17 protein-coding genes and 2 pseudogenes are annotated in these 18,203 nt (G+C 74.4%); 8 read left to right on the top strand and 11 right to left on the bottom strand.

What is annotated here, in order from left to right; translation table 11 throughout:
• Positions 1–356: 356 nt before the first annotated feature.
• Positions 357–791: a universal stress protein gene (locus BS72_RS11190; protein ID WP_198545851.1), complete on the top strand. Its 435-nt coding sequence runs from the start codon at positions 357–359 to the stop codon at positions 789–791.
• 92 nt (positions 792–883) lie between these two features.
• On the opposite strand, the gene BS72_RS11185 is transcribed toward BS72_RS11190, so the two are convergent.
• From BS72_RS11185 to BS72_RS39860, 6 genes and pseudogenes are all read right to left on the bottom strand, one after another.
• Positions 884–2,128: an MFS transporter gene (locus BS72_RS11185; RefSeq protein ID WP_063836026.1), complete on the bottom strand. Its 1,245-nt coding sequence runs from the start codon at positions 2,126–2,128 to the stop codon at positions 884–886.
• Positions 2,129–2,434: 306 nt separating this feature from the next.
• The gene (locus BS72_RS11180; protein WP_051950935.1) at positions 2,435–3,076 is read right to left on the bottom strand and encodes a TetR/AcrR family transcriptional regulator; all 642 of its coding nucleotides are present in this window, start codon (positions 3,074–3,076) and stop codon (positions 2,435–2,437) included.
• Positions 3,077–3,273: 197 nt separating this feature from the next.
• Positions 3,274–3,630, bottom strand: a complete 357-nt coding sequence (locus BS72_RS11175; protein ID WP_037909065.1) for a DsrE family protein — start codon at positions 3,628–3,630, stop codon at positions 3,274–3,276.
• Positions 3,631–3,878: 248 nt separating this feature from the next.
• Positions 3,879–4,589, bottom strand: coding sequence for a class I SAM-dependent methyltransferase (locus tag BS72_RS11170; RefSeq protein WP_037909063.1), 711 nt, complete (start codon positions 4,587–4,589; stop codon positions 3,879–3,881).
• A 185-nt stretch (positions 4,590–4,774) separates the two neighbouring features.
• Entirely contained in the window at positions 4,775–5,368 is a 594-nt protein-coding gene (locus tag BS72_RS39865) for a cellulose binding domain-containing protein (RefSeq protein ID WP_407638963.1), read from the bottom strand.
• Positions 5,354–6,082 (bottom strand): annotated as a pseudogene (locus BS72_RS39860) (lytic polysaccharide monooxygenase auxiliary activity family 9 protein); the annotation flags it as partial. The gene BS72_RS39865 and the pseudogene BS72_RS39860, both read right to left, overlap by 15 nt.
• A 588-nt stretch (positions 6,083–6,670) precedes the next feature.
• Between BS72_RS39860 and BS72_RS11160 the strand changes: the two are divergent.
• A complete protein-coding gene (locus BS72_RS11160) occupies positions 6,671–8,128 on the top strand; it encodes an MFS transporter (protein ID WP_078901232.1) in 1,458 nt (485 codons plus the stop codon).
• Positions 8,125–8,679: pseudogene (locus BS72_RS39855) on the top strand (TetR/AcrR family transcriptional regulator); the annotation flags it as partial. The gene BS72_RS11160 and the pseudogene BS72_RS39855, both read left to right, overlap by 4 nt.
• A gap of 506 nt (positions 8,680–9,185) precedes the next feature.
• Here the strand turns inward: BS72_RS39855 and BS72_RS11150 are convergent.
• Positions 9,186–9,773 (bottom strand): DinB family protein, encoded by a 588-nt coding sequence (locus tag BS72_RS11150; RefSeq protein WP_037909057.1) that lies wholly within the window; start codon positions 9,771–9,773, stop codon positions 9,186–9,188.
• Between the two features lie 233 nt (positions 9,774–10,006).
• A complete protein-coding gene (gene ykgO, locus BS72_RS11145; protein ID WP_037909055.1) occupies positions 10,007–10,129 on the bottom strand; it encodes a type B 50S ribosomal protein L36 in 123 nt (40 codons plus the stop codon).
• A 261-nt stretch (positions 10,130–10,390) separates the two neighbouring features.
• Between ykgO and BS72_RS11140 the strand changes: the two genes are divergently transcribed.
• Both BS72_RS11140 and BS72_RS11135 read left to right on the top strand, forming a co-directional pair.
• On the top strand, positions 10,391–10,765 hold the full coding sequence (locus BS72_RS11140) for a hypothetical protein (RefSeq protein ID WP_037909053.1): 375 nt from the start codon (positions 10,391–10,393) through the stop codon (positions 10,763–10,765).
• A 128-nt stretch (positions 10,766–10,893) separates the two neighbouring features.
• Complete coding sequence (locus BS72_RS11135) at positions 10,894–11,457, top strand: putative glycolipid-binding domain-containing protein (protein ID WP_037909052.1); 564 nt, start codon at positions 10,894–10,896, stop codon at positions 11,455–11,457.
• 69 nt (positions 11,458–11,526) lie between these two features.
• On the opposite strand, the gene BS72_RS11130 is transcribed toward BS72_RS11135, so the two are convergent.
• Positions 11,527–12,426: a LysR family transcriptional regulator ArgP gene (locus BS72_RS11130; protein WP_037909049.1), complete on the bottom strand. Its 900-nt coding sequence runs from the start codon at positions 12,424–12,426 to the stop codon at positions 11,527–11,529.
• Between the two features lie 229 nt (positions 12,427–12,655).
• Here BS72_RS11130 and BS72_RS11125 point away from each other — a divergent pair, with 229 nt between their 5' ends.
• Positions 12,656–13,267, top strand: a complete 612-nt coding sequence (locus BS72_RS11125; RefSeq protein ID WP_037909047.1) for a LysE/ArgO family amino acid transporter — start codon at positions 12,656–12,658, stop codon at positions 13,265–13,267.
• 452 nt (positions 13,268–13,719) lie between these two features.
• Positions 13,720–14,562 (top strand): aldo/keto reductase, encoded by an 843-nt coding sequence (locus BS72_RS11120; RefSeq protein WP_037909044.1) that lies wholly within the window; start codon positions 13,720–13,722, stop codon positions 14,560–14,562.
• 90 nt (positions 14,563–14,652) lie between these two features.
• Here the strand turns inward: BS72_RS11120 and BS72_RS11115 are convergent, their stop codons facing one another.
• Positions 14,653–15,873 (bottom strand): glucose-1-phosphate adenylyltransferase, encoded by a 1,221-nt coding sequence (locus BS72_RS11115; RefSeq protein ID WP_037909042.1) that lies wholly within the window; start codon positions 15,871–15,873, stop codon positions 14,653–14,655.
• A gap of 186 nt (positions 15,874–16,059) precedes the next feature.
• The gene (gene glgA / locus BS72_RS11110; RefSeq protein ID WP_037910086.1) at positions 16,060–17,232 is read right to left on the bottom strand and encodes a glycogen synthase; all 1,173 of its coding nucleotides are present in this window, start codon (positions 17,230–17,232) and stop codon (positions 16,060–16,062) included.
• Positions 17,233–17,618: 386 nt separating this feature from the next.
• On the opposite strand from glgA, the gene BS72_RS11105 reads away from it, so the two are divergent.
• Positions 17,619–18,179 carry a GNAT family N-acetyltransferase gene (locus BS72_RS11105; RefSeq protein ID WP_232792326.1) on the top strand — a complete coding sequence of 187 codons (561 nt, stop codon included), beginning with the start codon at positions 17,619–17,621 and terminating at the stop codon, positions 18,177–18,179.
• Positions 18,180–18,203: the final 24 nt, after the last annotated feature.

The raw sequence follows: 18,203 nt of genomic DNA, 5'->3' as shown, positions 1-18,203 counted from the left end.
GACGCTGTATATAGATGATCAATACGATCATCGCGTCAAGGCAGACCCTCCCGCGTCCACCGCGGGCCTGGTACCGGAAAGACCGCGCGTCCACGGACCGCCCCCCCGCTCGGGCGGTCGGACGCGCGAGGATCGGAGGCGCCGCCATGAGCCGCTCGTCCACCCCGTCCACCCCGTCCTCTCCGGCGTGCGACCCGTCGTCCGCCAGGCCGGGCACGGCTGGCGCGTCGGAGCGCCCGAGTCCGTTCCGCCGGCCCCGGGCGCACTGGGCGCGGGGCCGGGGCCGGTCCCTCGGGGGCGGCGCCGGCCGTGCCCCGCGGCGGCCCTGAGCCGGGGCCGGCATGGATGTGGAGGGCGTGGAGGGTTTCGAACTCGGCTGCGACGGGCCGTCGGTGGTCGTCGTCGGCGTTGACGGCTCCGACGGCTCGTGGCGGGCGCTGCACTACGCCGTCGGCTTGGCGCGCCGCCAACGCAGCACGGTGCTGGCGGTCTTCGCGGTGACCGTCGCGCTCGCCCCGGACGGCACGCCGCTGGGCCAGGGCGGGTGGGAAGCCGAGGCGGCGCCGGGCCTGCGGGACGAGGTGGCCGAACTGGCCCGCGAGTACGGGGTGTCCACCGAGTTCGTCTGCTGCTCGGGGGAGCCCGTGCTGGTGCTCGCCGCGCTGGCGGCGGAACGGCGGGCCGACGCGGTCGTGGTCGGCGCCAGCCGTGCCTTCGGCCGCCGCCTGTTCGGCTCCAAGGCGGTACGGGCGGTGCGCCGGGTCACCTGCCCCATCACGGTGGTGCCGTGACCGGGTCGGCTCCCGTCCGCCCGGGTCGGAACGCGCGCGGGAACCGTGCGCCAGGCAGGGCTCGTTGCGCGCGGGCCCCGGGGGGCATCGCGTCAGTGGCCGGAGCGGTGCGGGGCGCGCTCGGTGAGGCGGATCGCGAGCGCCACGAGGGTGAACAGCAGGGCCATGACGGTCACCCCGGTCCAGCCCCACGCCGTGTGGACCGCGCCGGTGGCGGCCGAGGACACGGCGCCGCCGAGGAAGACGCTGGTCATGTAGACGGAGTTGACGCGGGCCCGGGCGGTCGGGGCGAGCGCGTAGATGTCGCGCTGGCTGAGCACCTGGTGCCCCTGCACGGCGAAGTCCAGCAGGACGGCGGCCACCGCCAGCAGCACCACGCTGCCCGCGCCGAGACCGGCCAGCACCATCGCCCCGGCGCCGAGCGCTGTCGCGCCGGCCCGGGCGACCGGACCGTGGCCGGCGTCGCCGAGCCGGCCGGCCACCGGCGCGGCTATCGCGCCGGCCGCCCCGACCAGGGCGAAGACCGCGATGCCGTTCTGCGACATGTGGTGGCGGTCGGCGAGTTCGTAGGAGATCGCCGTCCAGTACGCGGTGAACGCGGCGAACATCGACGCCTGGGAGAGGGCACGGCGGATCAGCACCGGCTGGGTGCGGGCGAGCACCACCACCGACGCCAGCAGCGAGCCGTAGCCGGCCGAGTGCTCGGGCTGCCTGCGCGGCAGCATCCGGGCCAGCACCAGCGCGGTGAAGAGCATCACGCCGGCGGAGATCGCGTAGATGCTGCGCCAGCCCCAGGCCGCGGCGGCGAAGCTGGACACGGAACGGGCCAGCATGATGCCCAGCAGCAGGCCGCTCATCACCTGGCCGACCAGGCGGCCGCGCATGTGCGGCGGCGACAGGTGCGCGGCCAGCGGCACCAGCACCTGCGCGACCACGGAGGAGACGCCGACCAGCGCGGACATCGCCAGGAACACCCAGAAGTCCGGGGCGGCCGCGGCGACCGCGAGCGCGACGGCGGTCACCAGCAGGGTGCGCCACGCCAGCCGCCGGTTCTCCAGCAGGTCGCCCAGCGGCAGGAAGAAGGCCAGGCCGATCGCGTACCCGACCTGGGTGACGGTGACGATGACGGTGGCGGCGCCCTGGCTGACCGAGAAGGCGCGGCCCAGCTCGCCCAGCAGCGGCTGGGCGTAGTAGAGGTTCGCCACGCTGGCACCGCAGGCGAAGGCCAGGACGAGGATCGTCCAGCGCAGCGAGCGCGGCAGCCCGGCGGGCTCGGCGGGCTGCCGACCGGCCGCGAGGGCCTCGGTGGTCGTGCCGGGCGGGGTGGGGCTGCTCATCAGGGCTGCTCCGGATCTTGTTCCTGAACGTGGCGTTCAGGAAGCGTCCGACCGGAGCGCCGTATTCCCCGATCCGCTCCGTGTCCACCTGGTGGGACAGCAGGGGCACGGCGGGCACCGCGGGTACCGCGGGCACCACAGGCACCGTTTGACGCCGGGCACCGCCGGTGCCGGACACGGCGGGCGCACGGGGTCGAGCCCGGGTCCGTCGGCCCCGAAGGGCCGGGCCGCCCGCGTCCGCACGCGCCGGGGGACGGACGGCCGCCCCTCCGGGGGCGGATCGCGGTGCGGCCTGGAGGCGGCCGCCTACGGGCGGGCCTCTCCCCCGGTCTCAGCGGGGACGGCGCGGACGCCCGCCATCAGCTGGTCCACGCAGGCCGCCGCGAACTCCTCGGTCAGCGGGGCGTGGCCGAGCAGCAGCCGGTAGTAGACGGGGGCGAAGAGCAGGTCCAGGGTGGCCTCCACGTCGAGGCCGGCCCGCAGTTCGCCCTCGCGCATCCCGCGCCGGATCACCTCGGCGGCCACCGCCCGGCGCGGCCCCAGCCACTGTTCGCGCAGCGCCCGCGCGATCTCCGGGTCGGACTGCGCGTCGGCGGCCAGCGAGCGCATCAGCGGCCCCGCCGGCGTGGTGGTGAACAGCCGGACCGCGGCGACCACCAGGAACCGCAGCGACTGCACGGCACCGGCGCCCGCCGGCGGCGTCCAGCAGCCGGCGGCCCGCCGCACGAACCCCTCAAGGGCCACCGCGCCGCGGGAGGGCCACCACTTGTAGACGGTCGCCTTGCTCACTCCGGCGCGGGCCGCGATGGCCTCCATGGTGGCGGCACGCAGGCCGCCCTCCATCATGAGGTCCCCGGCCGCGGAGAGGATGGCCGCCCGCCGCGACTCGCTGCGCGGCCGTCCCGGCCTCCCGGCCCTGCTCCCGCCGCCCTCGTCCGCGGTCGCCACGGCCGGAACCTCCCCACCACGCGCTTCTCTGGCACTGCACCAGGCGGCTCATGATAGGCGCGCGGCCGCTCCGGCACCGCGAAGCACCGCGGGCGGACCGCACGGGCCGCCCGGGCAGCCCGCCCGGGGGGGTGGCGCGCTTCGGCAGGTCAGAGGCCGGAAGGCCGGAACATCAGAGGGCCCGGTAGACCGGAAGATCAGAAGGTGACGACGGTGGCCCCTTCCAGGGTCCAGCGGAGGAACTCGTCCCGCGCGACCCGGAGCGTGAGGCCGCGGCTCGCCAGTTCGGCCTCCACCCCGTCGGCCCGGGCCGCGTTCACACAGGCCAGAACGGTGACCCCGCCCGCGACGAGTTCGTCGACCTGGCGGTTGAAGACGATGTCGGCGGACGTCGTGCCGCCCCCGGTGAGACGGCGCTGCGCGGGACCGAAGCAGAAGACCTCGACCTCGCTCCCGTGCTCCGGGGCGATCTCCTGGATGCGCTGCGCGACGCGGCTTCCCGTGACAAGGGAGTCGTCGTCGTCATGGAAGACGTGGATGACTGTCTTGGACATGGGCGGCCCCACCTTCTGCTCAGCTGCACGTGTGAACGGCCATACCGTAAGCGCGTCTCGGCATAGAAGATCAACCGTCTCACTATTTGGTCGATGCGGGCATCAGGCCCGGCGGGACCGGACCCGGCGCGGCGGGCCGGTCGACTCAGCGCACGGCTTCGACGCGGCGCACGGCTTCACCGCGCTCTCCGCTCTCCGCTCTCCGCACTCTCCGCGCTCCCCGCGCCTTCCTGCGCGGGTCACGGCGGTCAGGTCCGGCGGGCCAGGACGAGGCGGCAGCGCGGACTGCCGTCCGGCCGCCGCCCGAACTCCTCCAGCGCGGCCGTCCGCACCGAGAACCCGGCCGCGGTGAGGTCGGCGCGGACCGCCGCGAGCGGGAAGGTGCGGTAGTACATCACGAACGTCGGCCGCCGCACCGCGTTGCGCACCCGCATGGCCGCGTCGAAGCCGGCCGCCGCCCACCACCACGCGGAGCCGGGCCGCGGCGGGGCGCCCACGGGGAAGGCGAAGAGGCCGCCGGGGACGAGCGCCCGGCGCACCCCGGCGAAGAGGGCCGGCCGCTCGGCGGGCAGGAAGTGGCCGAACGCGCCGAAGCTGACGGCCAGGTCGAAGCCTCCGGCGAACGGGAGCGCGCGGGCGTCCGCCCGTACCCAGCGGGCCCCGGGGTGGGCCGCGCGGGCCTGCGCGAGCATCCCGGCGCTGAAGTCCACGCCGGTGACCTCCCCCACGCACGCCCGGCGCAGCACCCCGGTCCCGGCTCCCGTCCCGCAGCACAGGTCGAGCCCGGCACCGAACGGTCCGAGCCGGGCCAGCGCCCGCCCGGTGGCGTCCAGCACGCGGTCCGGGGTGCGGAAGGGGGTGTGGTCGAACGAGGGCGCCAGCAGGTCGTACCCGTGCTCGACGGACGACAGCGCCTGGACGGCCAACTCGCGGGCGGTTGGCCCCTGCGGGGAGAACACCCGGCCAGCGTAGTGCCCTCGGCGGGAGGGCCGTCCGGCCACCTCGCCGGGGCGCGGTGGCCGGACGGCCCACGGTGCGGGCGGGCGGCCGGGGGCGGGTACGGGGTGGTGCGGCGGCGGCGCCGGGGCACCGGTACTCCGCCGCACCTGACCGCCGCCGTCCCGTCACGGCCGCGCGGTGGTGCTCAGCCGGGCTGGCAGGAGAACGCCGGCGCGGGGGACGGCGCGCTCCCGTTGACCACGTACCCGAAGGTGGTCGAGGCCCCGACTGCCAGTGACCCGTTCCAGTCGAGGTTCTCGGCCATCTGCTGGCCGTCCATGGTGCTGAAGTTCGCACTCCACGAGCTGGCGAAGGTGTTGCCGGCCGGTTCCGACCACATCACCATCCAGCCCAGCAGCGGCACGGTGCCGGAGTTGGCCACCGTGACCTGCCCCTGGTAGCCGCCGTTCCACGAGTTCGTCACCGAGAACCTGGCCGAGCAGGACGTCCCGACCGGCGGAGTGGTGCCGCCGCTGCTCCCGGACGTCGAACCGGACGTGGTCCCCGCCGAAGTGCCCGAGGTCGTCCCCGCCGTCGTACCGGACGACGAACCAGCGGTCGTACCGGACGTGGCCCCCGCCGAAGTGCCCGAGGTGGTCCCCGCCGTCGTACCGGACGACGAACCGGCGGTCGTACCGGACGTGCTCCCCGCCGTCGTGCCAGTGGTCGTACCGGACGTGGTCCCCGAGGTGGTCCCCGCCGTGGTGCCCGACGACGTGCCGCCGTTGAGGCCGGTCACCTGGCCGTTGCCGCCGTCGAAGACGACGTCGGAGCAGCTGTAGAACGTCTCGGTGCTGTCCGAGCGCGCCCACACGGTGTAGATGACCGCCGGGCCGGTCTTGCCGGACGGCAGTTGCGCCGTCCAGTCGTAGTGGCCGTCGAGCGTGCCGACCGGGCCGGTCTCCGGCGGGTGGTCGGCGGTGGAGAACGGTGTGGCCTCCAGGTCGCTCCAGGCGAGCGGCTTGGTGGGGTCGTAGCCGTTCTTGGTCACGTACATGTAGAACGTGCCCGGGTGCGCGGCCCAGGCGTTGTAGCGGACGGCGTAGCTGGAGCCGGAGGTCAGGTGCGTGACCGGCCAGTCGTTGCGCGGCAGGTCGAAGCCGGCGAACGTCGCGTTGCCGCCGCTGCACAGCGACCCGTCCGGGATGAACCCGGAGGTGCGGCCGGCGCCGTCCGAGCGCAGCACGCTGAACCAGTTGTAGAACGGCGTGGTGCCGCTCACCTGCGCGGCCGCCGCGCAGGCCGGGTTCTGCGGGATGATCTGGCCGGTGCTGGAGAGGCCGTCCTCGTAGCAGAGGAAGGTACGGCTGCCGGGGTTCATGGGCGCCCCGTGCGCGGTCGCCGAGCCGCCGGTGAGCAGCACGGTGGTGAACGCGGCCAGGGTCGCCACGACGGTGAGCAGAGCCAGCTTCAGCGGGCGTCCGCCTGGCACCGCCAGTCGTCTGAGCGTCATCACATGCGGGTCCCTTCGTGTGGGGGGATGCGTGGGGGGATCTCTCGGGGGAGCCGCGTGGGATCCACCGGGAGCGGGAGGCTTCCGCGGGGTGGCGCGAGCGATTGCGACTGGAGCGAGTGGTGCGGGTGGTGGATCGGGGTGGGGCGAGTGGGAGCGCTCCCATCAACGGAACGTAGCGCGCGGGGCCGGACCTGTAAACGCTTAAGCCGGATTTCCCGGACATCCGGAGAGGCGTTTTCAGGGCATGCCTGAACCGGTTAACCGACCCCTTCGGACAGGCTCCCCGCCCACGGGCGGGGCCCGGCGCAGGCGGCAGGGCGCTCCCGAAGGGCAACGGGAGAGGGGCGCGGGGGGCGCCTGCCGCCTTACGGTCGGACCACCGCGCGCCGGGGGGTGTGCGCCACATCTCACCCACCGGAAACGGAGCTGCCATCCGGATACGGCTATCCTGTGAGCGGGACGCGGAATGCCTATTCCGGATCGCGCGTTCCCCTCACTGCTCGCATCCACACGGCTGCCGTACGGGTACCCCACGCCCGACCGGCGCAGCCGTTCCACCGCTCTGCCCCTTGCTTAAGGAGATCCATGGCGTCCGAGACCCGGCGCGCGCCCCACCAGGTGACGTTCGCGGTCCTGGCGGCAAGCGTCACCGCGTACGCGCTGCTCCAGTCACTGGTCACCCCCGTCCTTCCGACGATCCAGAACGCTCTGCACACCTCGCAGAACACCGTGACCTGGGTGCTGACCGCCTACCTGCTGTCGGCCTCGATATTCACCCCGATCATGGGCCGGATCGGCGACGTGGTCGGCAAGAAGCCGGTCTTCGTGGCCACCCTGGTGGCGCTGGCCGCGGGCTCCCTGCTGGCCGCGCTGGCCACCAACGTGACGGTGATGATCATCGCCCGCGTGATCCAGGGCGTCGGCGGCGGTGTGCTGCCGCTGGCCTTCGGTATCGTCCGCGACGAGTTCCCGCGCGAGAAGCTCAGCGGCGCGGTCGGTGCCATCGCCTCCCTGGTCGCGGTCGGCGGCGGTCTGGGCATCGTGCTCGCCGGCCCGATCGTCAACGCGCTCAACTACCACTGGCTGTTCTGGCTGCCGATGATCGTCACGATCCTCGCCGCCGTGGCCACCTTCATGTTCGTGCCGCAGTCGAAGGAGCGGACGCCGGGCCGGATCAGCTGGCTGCCGGCGATCCTGCTGTCCGCGTGGCTGGTGGCGCTGCTGGTCGCGCTGAGCCAGGCACCGGTGTGGGGCTGGGGCTCGGGCCGGGTGATCGGCCTGTTCGTCGCGGCCGTGGTGCTCGCGGTGGCGTGGGTCGAGATGGAGCGCCGCGCGCAGGCCCCGCTGATCGACATGCGGATGATGGCCCGTAAGGCGGTCTGGACCAACAACGCGGTGGCGCTGCTGTTCGGCGTGGGCATGTACGCCGTGTTCGCGTTCCTGCCGGAGTTCGTGCAGACCCCGAAGGCCACCGGCTACGGCTTCGGCGCGTCCGTCACCGAGTCCGGTCTGATCCTGCTGCCGATGGCCGTGATGATGTTCCTGGTCGGCATGGGTGCCAACGGCCTGGCCGCCAAGATCGGCGGCAAGACCGTGGTCCTGGTGGGCTCCCTCATCGGCGCCGCGTCCATGGCGCTGCTGGCCTTCGCGCACAGCCACACCTGGGAGCTGTACGTCGCCACCGCCGTGATGGGTGTCGGCTTCGGCCTGGCCTTCGCGGCCATGTCCAGCCTGATCGTGGCGGCGGTGCCGCCGGCCCAGACCGGTGTGGCCAGCGGCATGAACGCCAACATCCGCACCATCGGCGGTTCCATCGGCGCCGCGCTGATGACCTCGGTGGTCACCGCCTCCCCCGCCGCCGACGGCCTGCCGCGCGAGAGCGGCTACACCAACGGCTTCGCGATGCTCGCCGGCGCTCTGCTGCTGGGTGCGCTGATGGCCCTGCTGATCCCGATCAGCCGCCGGGCCAGCGTGGTCGCGGTCTCCGAGGACGAGCACGGTGCGGTCCAGCTCGCCGCGGTCGGGGACGACTCCTCCGCATGAGGCCGGCGTCCTCCGGTGCCGTGGGAGGGGAGCGGGCGGCGGCCGCCGCGGCGGGGTCCGACCGGACCGAGCCGCAGCGGCGGCCGCTGCGGCGGGACGCCGCCCGCAACCACGGGCTGGTGGTCGCCGCCGCCCGTGAGGTGCTGGTCCAGCACGGCACCGACGCCAGCATGGAGCTGATCGCCTCCCGGGCCGGCGTCGGCGTGGGCACCCTCTACCGGTGCTTCCCCAACAAGGAGGCGCTGGTGGAGGAGGTCGCCGGGCAGCTGCTCGGCGACCTCGTCGAGGAGGCCCGCTCGGCCATCGGCCTGCCGGACGGCGGCGGCCTGGAGGCGTTCGTCCTCAGCCTGGGCCGGTGGCTGTCGGAGCACCGCGGCTACGCCGACAAGGTGCTCGGGCCGACCAAGGCGTCCCACGTCGAGCAGTTGCGGGACATCATCGGCCAACTGCTCCAGCAGGCGCGGCAGGCCGGCCGGGTCGCACCCGAGGTGGCCCTGGGCGACGTGATGGCGCTGGTGTGGGCCCTGCGCGGGGTGGTCGAGACGTCCGGGGCGGTCGCGCCGGACGCGTGGCGGCGCTTCGCCGCGCTCCACCTCGCCGGGCTGCGGGCCCCCGGCCCGCTCGACTCCCTGCCGCCGGTGGACCGCGACCAGTTGGTCCGCATCTCCGAGAAGGCGCACGGTACGGGATCGGGCGCGACTCGGGCCCAGGACGGCCCTCAGGACCTCGCGAACCCCGGGGGCCAGCGAACCTCGAAGGCCCCCACGGCGCCCGCGACCGGGACCGGGACCGGACGGCAGGCGCGGAACGGGCGGCGGGCCATCCGCACGGCGGACGGCCGCACCGGCCGGTCTGACCGGCGGGTGCCGACGAGTGCCGGTTGGCCGGTCGGCCGGCCAACCGGCCAACCAGCCGGCTCCCCGCGACGGAGTCGGACTTTCGCGGCACCAGCCTCGGCCGGACGGAGACCGCGCCCGGTACGGCGGACCCAGCGGTGCCGGCGGTCGTCTCCGAACGCGTCACCGATGCCCACCGCCACACGCACGGCAACGCCCCACTACACGCCGGGGTCCGCGTCCTCGGCCGCCTGTTCCAGCCGCCTTCGATACCCCTCCCACCAGGCAGGATCGCCGGGCGCCAGGTTGCGGCTCCCGGGCCGCTGGCCCGCGGCGCCGTCGATGAGTTCACGGACGATGTCGGCGTGGCCGGCATGCCGCTGGGTCTCGGCGATCATGTGCACGAGAATCCGGCGCAGGGGCAGTTCCGGCCGCGGATGCCACGGCACCCGGCCGACCGTGTCGAGGGGAAGCGACTCGATCGTCACGTCGGAGTGAGCGCACACCCGGCGGTAGTCGTCGACGATCTGCTCGCGCGTCTCGTCGGCGGTCGCCCACAGGTCGGCGTTCGGCTCGGCGCCCCCCGCGATCCAGAGCGGCGGCGCCTGGACCGGCCGGCCGAACATCTCGCCGAAGTACGCCGCTTCGGCGCCGGTCAGGTGCTTCACCAGCCCGAGCAGGTTGGTTCCCGTCGGCGTCATGGGCCGGCGCACGCCGTACTCCGACAGGCCGTCCAGCTTCCACAGCAGCGCCTCGCGGGCGTCCCGCAGGTACAGGCGGAGATCCGCCTTCACATCCGATCCGGTCATCGGACCAGTGTGCCGCTCCTGTCGTCACCGTCCACGGCATGTCGGCGCCAGGACGGGACCGGGCGGGGATCTCAGCGGTCTTCGGCGGTGTTCAGCGGTACCCCGGCGGCGTCCCGCGACGCTCGACGGCGGCTGCCGCGGCCGGGTACGGAACGGCGCGCCCGCCCGCGAGCCGCGGGATGGCGCGCCTGGGTCACCGGGGCGGTCTTGGGGACCGCCGCCGTCGGACGGGTTCAGCCCTGACGGGACTTGCCGCGCGGGTCCTTGCGGTTGATGACGTAGACCCTGCCGCGGCGCCGGACGATCTGGGCGCCCGGGCGGTTCTTCAGGGAGCGAAGGGAGTTGCGGACCTTCATCGGCGCGCCTTTCTGCTCGACGTCCTTGCTGGACGGTGCTCGACGTCCTTGCTGGACGTCCTCCTCAGCCGGCACGCAGTCCGCCACCGAGTCGGCCGACCGCCTCCGCGGTCTCGCGGTCTTCTCGTAGCCTGTGTGCCACGGCCTTGCCAACGTCGGCGGGACCGGGTTCATTCCGCTTCCGTCCCGAGGCCGGCCGGGTCCCGGCCGGCCTCGGGACGGCGGGCGCGAAGCGGGCGGCGACGGGTGGAGGGGAAGGCCATGGGAAGCTCGGGCCAGGACCGGGAGCACGACGGGCGCGGGGCCGGCGGGAAGGACGGGGAGCGGTTCGACCCGGGCTTCTCTGAGCCGGACTACTCGCCGCCCGGGTTCAGCAGTCCGGACTTCAGCAGCCCCGACTTCAGCGGCCCGGACGAGCCGCTGCCGGGGTACGAGGTCCCGCCGTACGAGGTGCCGCCGTTCACGGGCCCCGACTACGAGGCGGAGGACGCGGACGACCTGGTACCGGAGGAGGCCGGGTACAGCGCGCCCGGCTTCACCAGCCCGGACTTCACCAGCCCCGGTTCGCTGGACGAGCCGTTCGACCCGGACGCCGACGCCGGCGACGAGCGCCGCGGGGACGGTACGGCGCGGTAGCCGGAGCACCCCGGCCGCCCCAACCTCCCCGCTCCGCACGGCTGTTGCACCGTACCCGAACACCAGCCGGGCCCGGGCCGGGGCCGACGCCGGGGCGTTCGTACCGCTACGGTGGGACCGTGGCGTTGATGTTGACGTGGCGGATCCCGGAGAGCGACGGCTTCGAGACCGCGTGGGCGCAGTGGAACGGGGGCGGCCTGCGGGCCCGCGGCCGGGTTGTCGGCACCCGTCCTGAGCCCTACTGGCTCGACTACGAGCTGGTCACGGCGGCCGACTGGACGACCCGCCGGCTGCGGGTGAGCGCCGAGACCGCCGGCGGCGTGCGGGCGCTGGACCTGCGGCGCCACGACGACGGCGACTGGTCCGTGGACGGGGTGCCGGCGCCGGAGCTGGCCGGCGCCCTCGACTGCGACCTGGGGCTGTCGGCGCTGACCAACACGCTGCCGGTGCGCCGCCGCGGCCTGCACCGGGTCCCCGGCGAGCGGAGCTTCACCATGGCGATGGTGCGGGTGCCGGACCTGGCCGTCGTCCCGTCGGTCCAGACCTACACCCACCTCGGGCCCGGCCGCGTCCGGTACGCCTCGGGCTCCTTCCACGCCGACCTGACGGTGGACGCCGACGCGCTGGTGCTGGAGTACCCGGGCATGGCCCGCCGCCTGGAGCGGCGCGAGGTGCCGCCCACCCCCGCCTGACCTCGCCGGCCGGCCGGTTCCGACCGCCGCCCTCCGCCCGGCGCGCGGCCGCGCCTCCGGTCTCCCGCGTCACCGTTCCAGTGCGGCGGCCGCGGCCCGTTCCACCGCCGTGGCCACGTCGCCCAGCGCCGGGGAGTCCAGCCGCCACTGCTGCCAGTACAGCGGCACGTCCACGGGGTGCCGCGGGGCGAGCTCGACCAGCCCCGCGGCGGCGGGGTGGGTGCCGGCCTGGAGCTGCGGGATCATGCCCCAGCCCAGCCCGTACGCCACCGCTTCGAGGTAGGCCTCCGTCGACGGCATGGCGTGCCGGGCCGAGGTGGGCTCCCGGTCCGGCGCGACGGAGCGCAGGAAGGTGTCCTGGAGGCCGTCCTTGCGGTCGAAGACCACCGCCGGCGCGCCGGGCAGCGCCTCCGGCAGCGGACCGCCGCCGAGCCAGCGGGCCGCGAAGGCGGGGGTGGCCATGGCCCGGTAGCGCATCCGCCCCAGCGGGCGCACCGAGCAGCCCTGCACCGCCCGGGGCGAGGAGGTGACCGCCGCCATCACCCGGCCCTCGCGCAGCAGGGCGGCCGTGTGGTCCTCGTCCTCGCGGTGCAGGTCGAACGCCAGCCCTTCGCGCCCGGCGGCGGCCTCGGCCAGCGCGGGCAGGAACCAGGTGGCCAGCGAGTCGGCGTTGACGGCGATCGGCAGGATGGTCGGGCCCGCCGCGCCCGCCATGCCGAGTTCGGCGGCGGCGTCCCGCTCCAGCCGCGCGACCTGCCGCCCGAAGCGCTCCACCGCCTCCCCGGAGGGGGTGAGCCGGACCGGCTTCGTGCGGAGCAGCAGCACCCGCCCGGTGCGCTGCTCCAGTGCCTTCACCCGCTGGCTCACCGCCGAGGGCGTCACGTGCAGGACCGCCGCCGCGGCGTCGAAGGTGCCTTCGTCGACGACCGCCAGCAGGGTGCGCACGAGTTCGAGCGGCAGGTCGGCCACGCCTCCGGAAGGCGACGGCGCCCGGGCGGCGCTCGGGGGGCGGGCGGCGGGAGCGGGGTCCGGTGCGGGGTCCGGGTGCGGCATGAGGCGTCCAGGGGGCGAGAGGCGGGCGGGTGCTGTGTCGGGCGTCACCGATGCGCGGCGCGCACACCCGCAAATGAAGCCAGGCTAATGCGGCATAAGAATCCTGAGCTGGTGTGATGGTCGATCGGAAGCCTAGCCTGCCGCCATGCACACGTCTCTTGTCGCTGCCTTGGCGGGTCTTGGCACAGGTTTGTCGCTCATCGTGGCCATCGGCGCGCAGAACGCCTTCGTCCTGCGCCAGGGCCTGCGCCGTGAGCACGTGCTGATCGTGGTGGCGGTGTGCGCCGTCTCCGACCTGGCGCTGATCGGCGCGGGGGTCGGCGGCGTCGGCGCGTTGATCGGGCGGCGGCCGGCGGCGGTGGAGGCCGTCGCGTGGCTCGGCGGCGCGTTCCTCTGCGGGTACGGGGTGCTGGCCGCGCGGCGCGCCCTGCGGCCGGACCGGCTCACCGCGGAGGCCGGCCGGCGCCTGTCGCCGCGCGCCGCCGCCGTCACGTGTGTCGCGCTGACCTGGCTCAACCCGCACGTGTACGTGGACACCGTGCTGCTGCTGGGCTCGGTCGCCAACAGCTACGGCGCCGATCGGTGGCCGTTCGGCGCGGGGGCCTGCGCGGCCAGCGTGCTGTGGTTCAGCGGGCTGGGGTTCGGCGCGCGGCTGCTGAGCGGGCCGTTCTCCCGCCCGTCGTCGTGGCGGGTGCTCGACGGGGTGATCGCCTGCACGATGGTCGCCCTCGGTGTGCGGATGGCTCTGAACGGCTAGGGCCGCGACCGGCACGGTTCGCCCGGTGGCGAGGTGTCCTGGTGCGGTCGGCCGCAAGGCGCCGAACCGGCCTCGTCGTGGGCCTGCTCGGCCGGTACGGCAACGCGGCGGACGGCCGTGCCAGGACGGCGAGCGGGGCAAACCTTGCCGGTCACGGCTCCGGGTTCCGTCCGGCCCGGACCGGCTCGCCGCACGCCGCCGGCAGCCCGGTGCGGTGTCCGGCCCGAGGGGCCTCGCCGGGTGGTCGACGCTACGGTGGAGGTTGGGCCGCGCGGCGGGTCCGCGCGGGTCGCGGGCCGCGGGTCCCGCCGTACGACGGAGGTACGGGGCCGCCCGGCAGGCCCGGGTGGAGCGGTGTACGCCGCGCGCTCCGGGCGCCGGGCAGAACCCGGCCAGGCCCGGGACACCCACAACGAGCACACACAGCCGACCACGCAAGGAAGTCGCGCACGATGCCCTCAGCGTCCGAGATCCCGAACATCACGCTCAACAACGGCACCTCGATCCCGCAGCTCGGCTTCGGGACGTACCAGATCGAGCCGAAGGACACCAAGGCCGCGGTGCTGGCCGCGCTGGAGACCGGCTACCGGCACATCGACACCGCGCAGATGTACGGAAACGAGAAGGAGGTCGGCCAGGCCGTCGCGGCGTCCGGGCTGCCCCGCTCGGAGGTGTTCGTCACCAGCAAGCTCAACAACGACGCGCACGCCTACGACGCCGCGCTGGCGGCCTTCGACCGCACCCTGGAGAAGCTGGGCTCCGACTACGTCGACCTCTTCCTGGTCCACTGGCCGCTGCCCGGGGTCGGGAGCTACGTGGAGACGTGGACGGCGATGGAGGAGATCAGCCGCTCGGGCCGCGCCAGGGCGGTGGGCGTGTCCAACTTCCAGATCGCGCACCTGGACCGGCTCTTCCAGGAGACGCGGGTGGTGCCGGCGGTGAACCAGATCGAGGTCCACCCGTACCTGGCGCAGGACGAGTTGCGCGCCTTCGACGCCGACCACGGCATCGCCACCGAGGCGTGGTCGCCGATCGCGCAGGGCAAGGTGCTGGGCGACCCGGTGGTCGGGGCCGTCGCCCGGCGGGTGGAGCGCACGCCGGCGCAGGTGGTGCTGCGCTGGCACATCCAGCGCGGGGACATCGTCTTCCCCAAGTCGGTGACGCCGGCGCGGGTCGCGGAGAACTTCCGGCTGTTCGACTTCGAGCTGAGCTCGCAGGACATGGCCGAACTCACCGCCCTGGACCGGGGCGAGCGCACCGGACCCGATCCGGACACCTTCAACTGGGTTCCCTGACCGACGGGTTCGCGGGAACGACGCGGCGGGGGCGGCCTCCTGCGGGGAGGCCGCCCCGCCGCCCGCCGACGGTGCCCCCGCGCCCGGCGGTCAGCGGACGCGCTGGTTCTTGCCGAGGGCGATGACGCCGGCCGGGGAGACGGCGTAGAGCTCGCGGTCGCGGTCGGGGTTGACGCCGATGGTCGCTCCTGGCGGCACGTCGACGTTCTTGTCCAGCACCGCGCCGCGCACCACCGCGCCGCGCCCGACGCGGACGTTGTCGTGCAGGATCGAGCCCTGCACGACGGCCCCGGCGTCCACGATCGTGCCGGGCGACAGCACCGAGCGGGTGACCTGGCCCCGGATGACGCAGCCGGGGCTGAGCACGGACTCGCCGACGATCCCGCCGGCGGCGATCTTCGCGGGCGGCAGCGAGCCGGGGTTGGTGTGGATGGGCCAGGCCCGGTTGTAGAGGCTGAACGCGGGCGTGTCCGAGACCAGGTCCATATGGGCCTCGTAGTAGGTGTCCAGGGTGCCGACGTCGCGCCAGTAGCCGTGGTCCCGGGCGGTCTCGCCGGGAACGTGGTTGTCGTCGAAGTCGTACAGCCGCGCCTCGCCGCGGGCGGTGAGCCGGGGCAGGATGCTGCCGCCCATGTCGTGGACGGACTCGGGGTCGGCGGCGTCGTCACGGAGGGCTTCCAGGAGCGCCTTGGTGGTGAAGAGGTAGTTGCCCATGGACGCGTACACGTGCTCGGGGTCGGCGGGCAGGGCGGGCGGGTCGGCGGGCTTCTCCAGGAAGCGGCCGATCGCGGTGCCGTCGGCGGCCGGGGTGATGATCCCGAAGCCGGCGGCCTGGGTACGCGGCACCTTCAGCGCGGCGACGGTGGCTCCGGCGCCGCTGTCGAGGTGCGCTTCGAGCATCTGCCGCGGGTCCATGCGGTAGACGTGGTCGGCGCCGAAGACCGCGATGTAGTCGGGCTGTTCGTCGTGGACGAGGTTGAGGGACTGGAGGATGGCGTCGGCGCTGCCGAGGAACCAGCGCGGCCCGAGCCGCTGCTGGGCGGGCACCGGCGTGACGTAGTTGCCCAGCAGGCTGGACATCCGCCAGGTGGTGGTGATGTGGCGGTCGAGGCTGTGCGACTTGTACTGGGTGAGCACGCAGACGCGCAGGATGCCGCCGTTGACGAGGTTGGACAGGACGAAGTCGACCAGCCGGTAGGTGCCGCCGAAGGTCACAGCGGGTTTGGCGCGGTCCGCGGTGAGCGGCATCAGCCGCTTGCCCGCGCCGCCGGCCAGCACTATGCCCAGGACCGATGGTCCGCCACCGCGCATATGGCTCCCCCTTGTTGGTTGTCCGGCCCGCACCGGGCGGACCCGCTGGACGGGTGGTGTGTGTGCTGTGGAACGGCGAGCGACCAGGTGGGTCGGATACGGAGCGGACACTGAGCGGGTACAGGTACAGGTACAGGGACGGGCACGGACCCGGATGCGGGTACGGGCCGGGCGCGCCCGGGCTGTTCAGCTCGCGCCGCCGGGGGCGAGCAGGCTCTCGTAGAGCGCGGCGGTGCGGCGCGCGGCGGCGTCCCAGCCGAACTCGGCCGCCGCCCGCAGCCGTCCGGCCTCGCCCATCCGCCCGGCCGCCCGCGGGTCGCCCAGCACCCGGTCCAGGGCCTCGGCCAGCCCGGCCTCGAACTCCTCCTCCGCGCCCTCGCGGTAGGGGACGAGCAGGCCCGTGACGCCGTCCTCGACGACCTCGGGGATACCGCCGACCGAGGAGGCGACGACGGCCGTCCCGCACGCCATCGCCTCCAGGTTGACGATGCCCAGCGGCTCGTAGACCGACGGGCACACGAACACGGCGGCGTGGGTGAGGAGTTGGATGACCGCCGGGCGCGGCAGCATCGCCGGTATCCAGTGCACCCCGTCCCGTACGGCGCTGAGTTCGTCGAACAGCGCGCGGAACTCCCGGTCCAGGGCGGGCGTGTCGGGGGCGCCGGCGCAGAGCACCAGCTGCGCGTCGGGGTCCACGAAGCGCGCGGCGCGCAGCAGGTGCGGGACGCCCTTCTGGCGGGTGATCCGGCCGACGAACAGCACGTAGGGGCGGCCCGGGTCGATCCCGACGCGGGCGAGGGCGTCGGTGCGCGGGTCGGGGCGGTAGGTGCCGGTGTCGATGCCGTTCCGGATGACGTGCACCCGGTCCGGGTCGAGGGCGGGGTAGCAGCCCAGGATGTCCTCGCGCATGCCGTCGGAGACGGCCACGACCGCGTCGGCGGACTCCATGGCGGTGCGCTCGGCCCAGCCGGACAGCGCGTAGCCGCCGCCGAGCTGCTCGGCCTTCCACGGCCGCAGCGGCTCCAGGGAGTGGGCGGTCAGCACGTGCGGCACGCCGTAGAGCAGCTTGCCCAGGTGCCCGGCGAGGTTGGCGTACCAGGTGTGGGAGTGCAGCAGGTCGCGGCCCTGGAGGGCGGCGGCCATCCGCAGGTCGACGCCGAAGGTGCGCAGCGCGTCGTTGGCGGTGCCGAGGTCGGGCGGCGGGCCGTGCCGCACCACGCCGGGGCCGTCGCCCTCGCCCCAGCAGTGCACTTCGACGTCGAGCAGGCCGCGCAGCTCCCGGGCGAGGAACTCGACGTGGACGCCCGCGCCCCCGTAGACCTCCGGCGGGTACTCCCGGGTCAGCAGCCCGACCTTCATCCAGACCTCCAGCGGTGGCAAGGCAACCGTGCTCCTTTGCCTTCCCCGGCCGGGCCCCGCCTACCCCGCCGGAGCGCCCCGGTTTCGCCGCGCGCCGCCGGGGCGCAGGATGGGGGCGGACGCCGTGGACGCCTTCCCGGTTGACGCCGATCCGGCCAGAAGCGGCGGGTGACCGCCGGTCGGCGCGGCGCGACGGCCCCTGCCACGGCACCGCCGGATTGGGGCGGACGCGGCGGGCGTGGCGGATGGGGTATCGGGTCTGTCAACCCCTCACCACCCGGTACGGGCCAATACGGCCGTTCCGGTGCGGGGCGGCCGGCGGCGGAATGACGATTTATAGACGGCTGCCCCTGCCCGGTTCCGGGCACACCTAGGAGAGACCGACCGTGACGACCATCCCGCACTCCCCCGCCCCGGTGCCATTGCACGCCGGCGAGCGGTTGGCCCTGGCGCTGGCGAGGGAAGAGATGATGCAGGACTACCACCGGTGGGAGACCGACCCGGCGACCGTGGTCGGGTTCGGTGCCCGCTGGCCGGTGTCCTGGGAGGTGTTCCAGGCCCGCTTCCTCAGTTCCCACACGACCGACCACTACCAGCTGTTCGAGCTGGTCACCGCCGACGGGGTGCCGGTGGGCACCACCGCCCTCAACGTCGACCAGTCCGTCAACAGCGCCGAGTTCACGCTGGTGATCGCGCCGGAGCACCGCGGCCGCGGCTACGCGGCCGAGGCCACGGCCCTGACCCTGGAGTGGGCCTTCGGTATCGCCTCGCTCAGCGCGGTGTGGCTGGAGGTCCTGGCCCCGCACACCGCCGCCGTCAACGCCTACCTGAAGGCGGGCTTCCGCACCGCGGGACGGCTGCGGCAGGCCGCGCTGTGGCGCGGCCGGCGGGTCGACAAGCTGCTGCTGGACTGCCTGCCCGGCGACCTGGCCGACAAGGCCCCCTGACCCGGCCGACCCCGTGCCCGACGA

The organism is Actinacidiphila yeochonensis CN732 (genome assembly GCF_000745345.1).
GTDB lineage: Bacteria > Actinomycetota > Actinomycetes > Streptomycetales > Streptomycetaceae > Actinacidiphila > Actinacidiphila yeochonensis.
The sequence above is the reverse complement of the archived record's forward strand: the minus strand, read 5'-3'. Positions and strand labels throughout refer to the sequence as shown.

Coding starts and splice junctions, on each gene's coding strand:
- BS72_RS11185 (WP_063836026.1), bottom strand. CDS start 2,128: ATGAGCAGCCCCACCCCGCCCGGCACGACCACCGAGGCCCTCGCGGCC.
- BS72_RS11175 (WP_037909065.1), bottom strand. CDS start 3,630: ATGTCCAAGACAGTCATCCACGTCTTCCATGACGACGACGACTCCCTT.
- BS72_RS11160 (WP_078901232.1), top strand. CDS start 6,671: ATGGCGTCCGAGACCCGGCGCGCGCCCCACCAGGTGACGTTCGCGGTC.
- BS72_RS11150 (WP_037909057.1), bottom strand. CDS start 9,773: ATGACCGGATCGGATGTGAAGGCGGATCTCCGCCTGTACCTGCGGGAC.
- ykgO (WP_037909055.1), bottom strand. CDS start 10,129: ATGAAGGTCCGCAACTCCCTTCGCTCCCTGAAGAACCGCCCGGGCGCC.
- BS72_RS11140 (WP_037909053.1), top strand. CDS start 10,391: ATGGGAAGCTCGGGCCAGGACCGGGAGCACGACGGGCGCGGGGCCGGC.
- BS72_RS11135 (WP_037909052.1), top strand. CDS start 10,894: ATGTTGACGTGGCGGATCCCGGAGAGCGACGGCTTCGAGACCGCGTGG.
- BS72_RS11125 (WP_037909047.1), top strand. CDS start 12,656: ATGCACACGTCTCTTGTCGCTGCCTTGGCGGGTCTTGGCACAGGTTTG.
- BS72_RS11120 (WP_037909044.1), top strand. CDS start 13,720: ATGCCCTCAGCGTCCGAGATCCCGAACATCACGCTCAACAACGGCACC.
- BS72_RS11115 (WP_037909042.1), bottom strand. CDS start 15,873: ATGCGCGGTGGCGGACCATCGGTCCTGGGCATAGTGCTGGCCGGCGGC.
- glgA (WP_037910086.1), bottom strand. CDS start 17,232: ATGAAGGTCGGGCTGCTGACCCGGGAGTACCCGCCGGAGGTCTACGGG.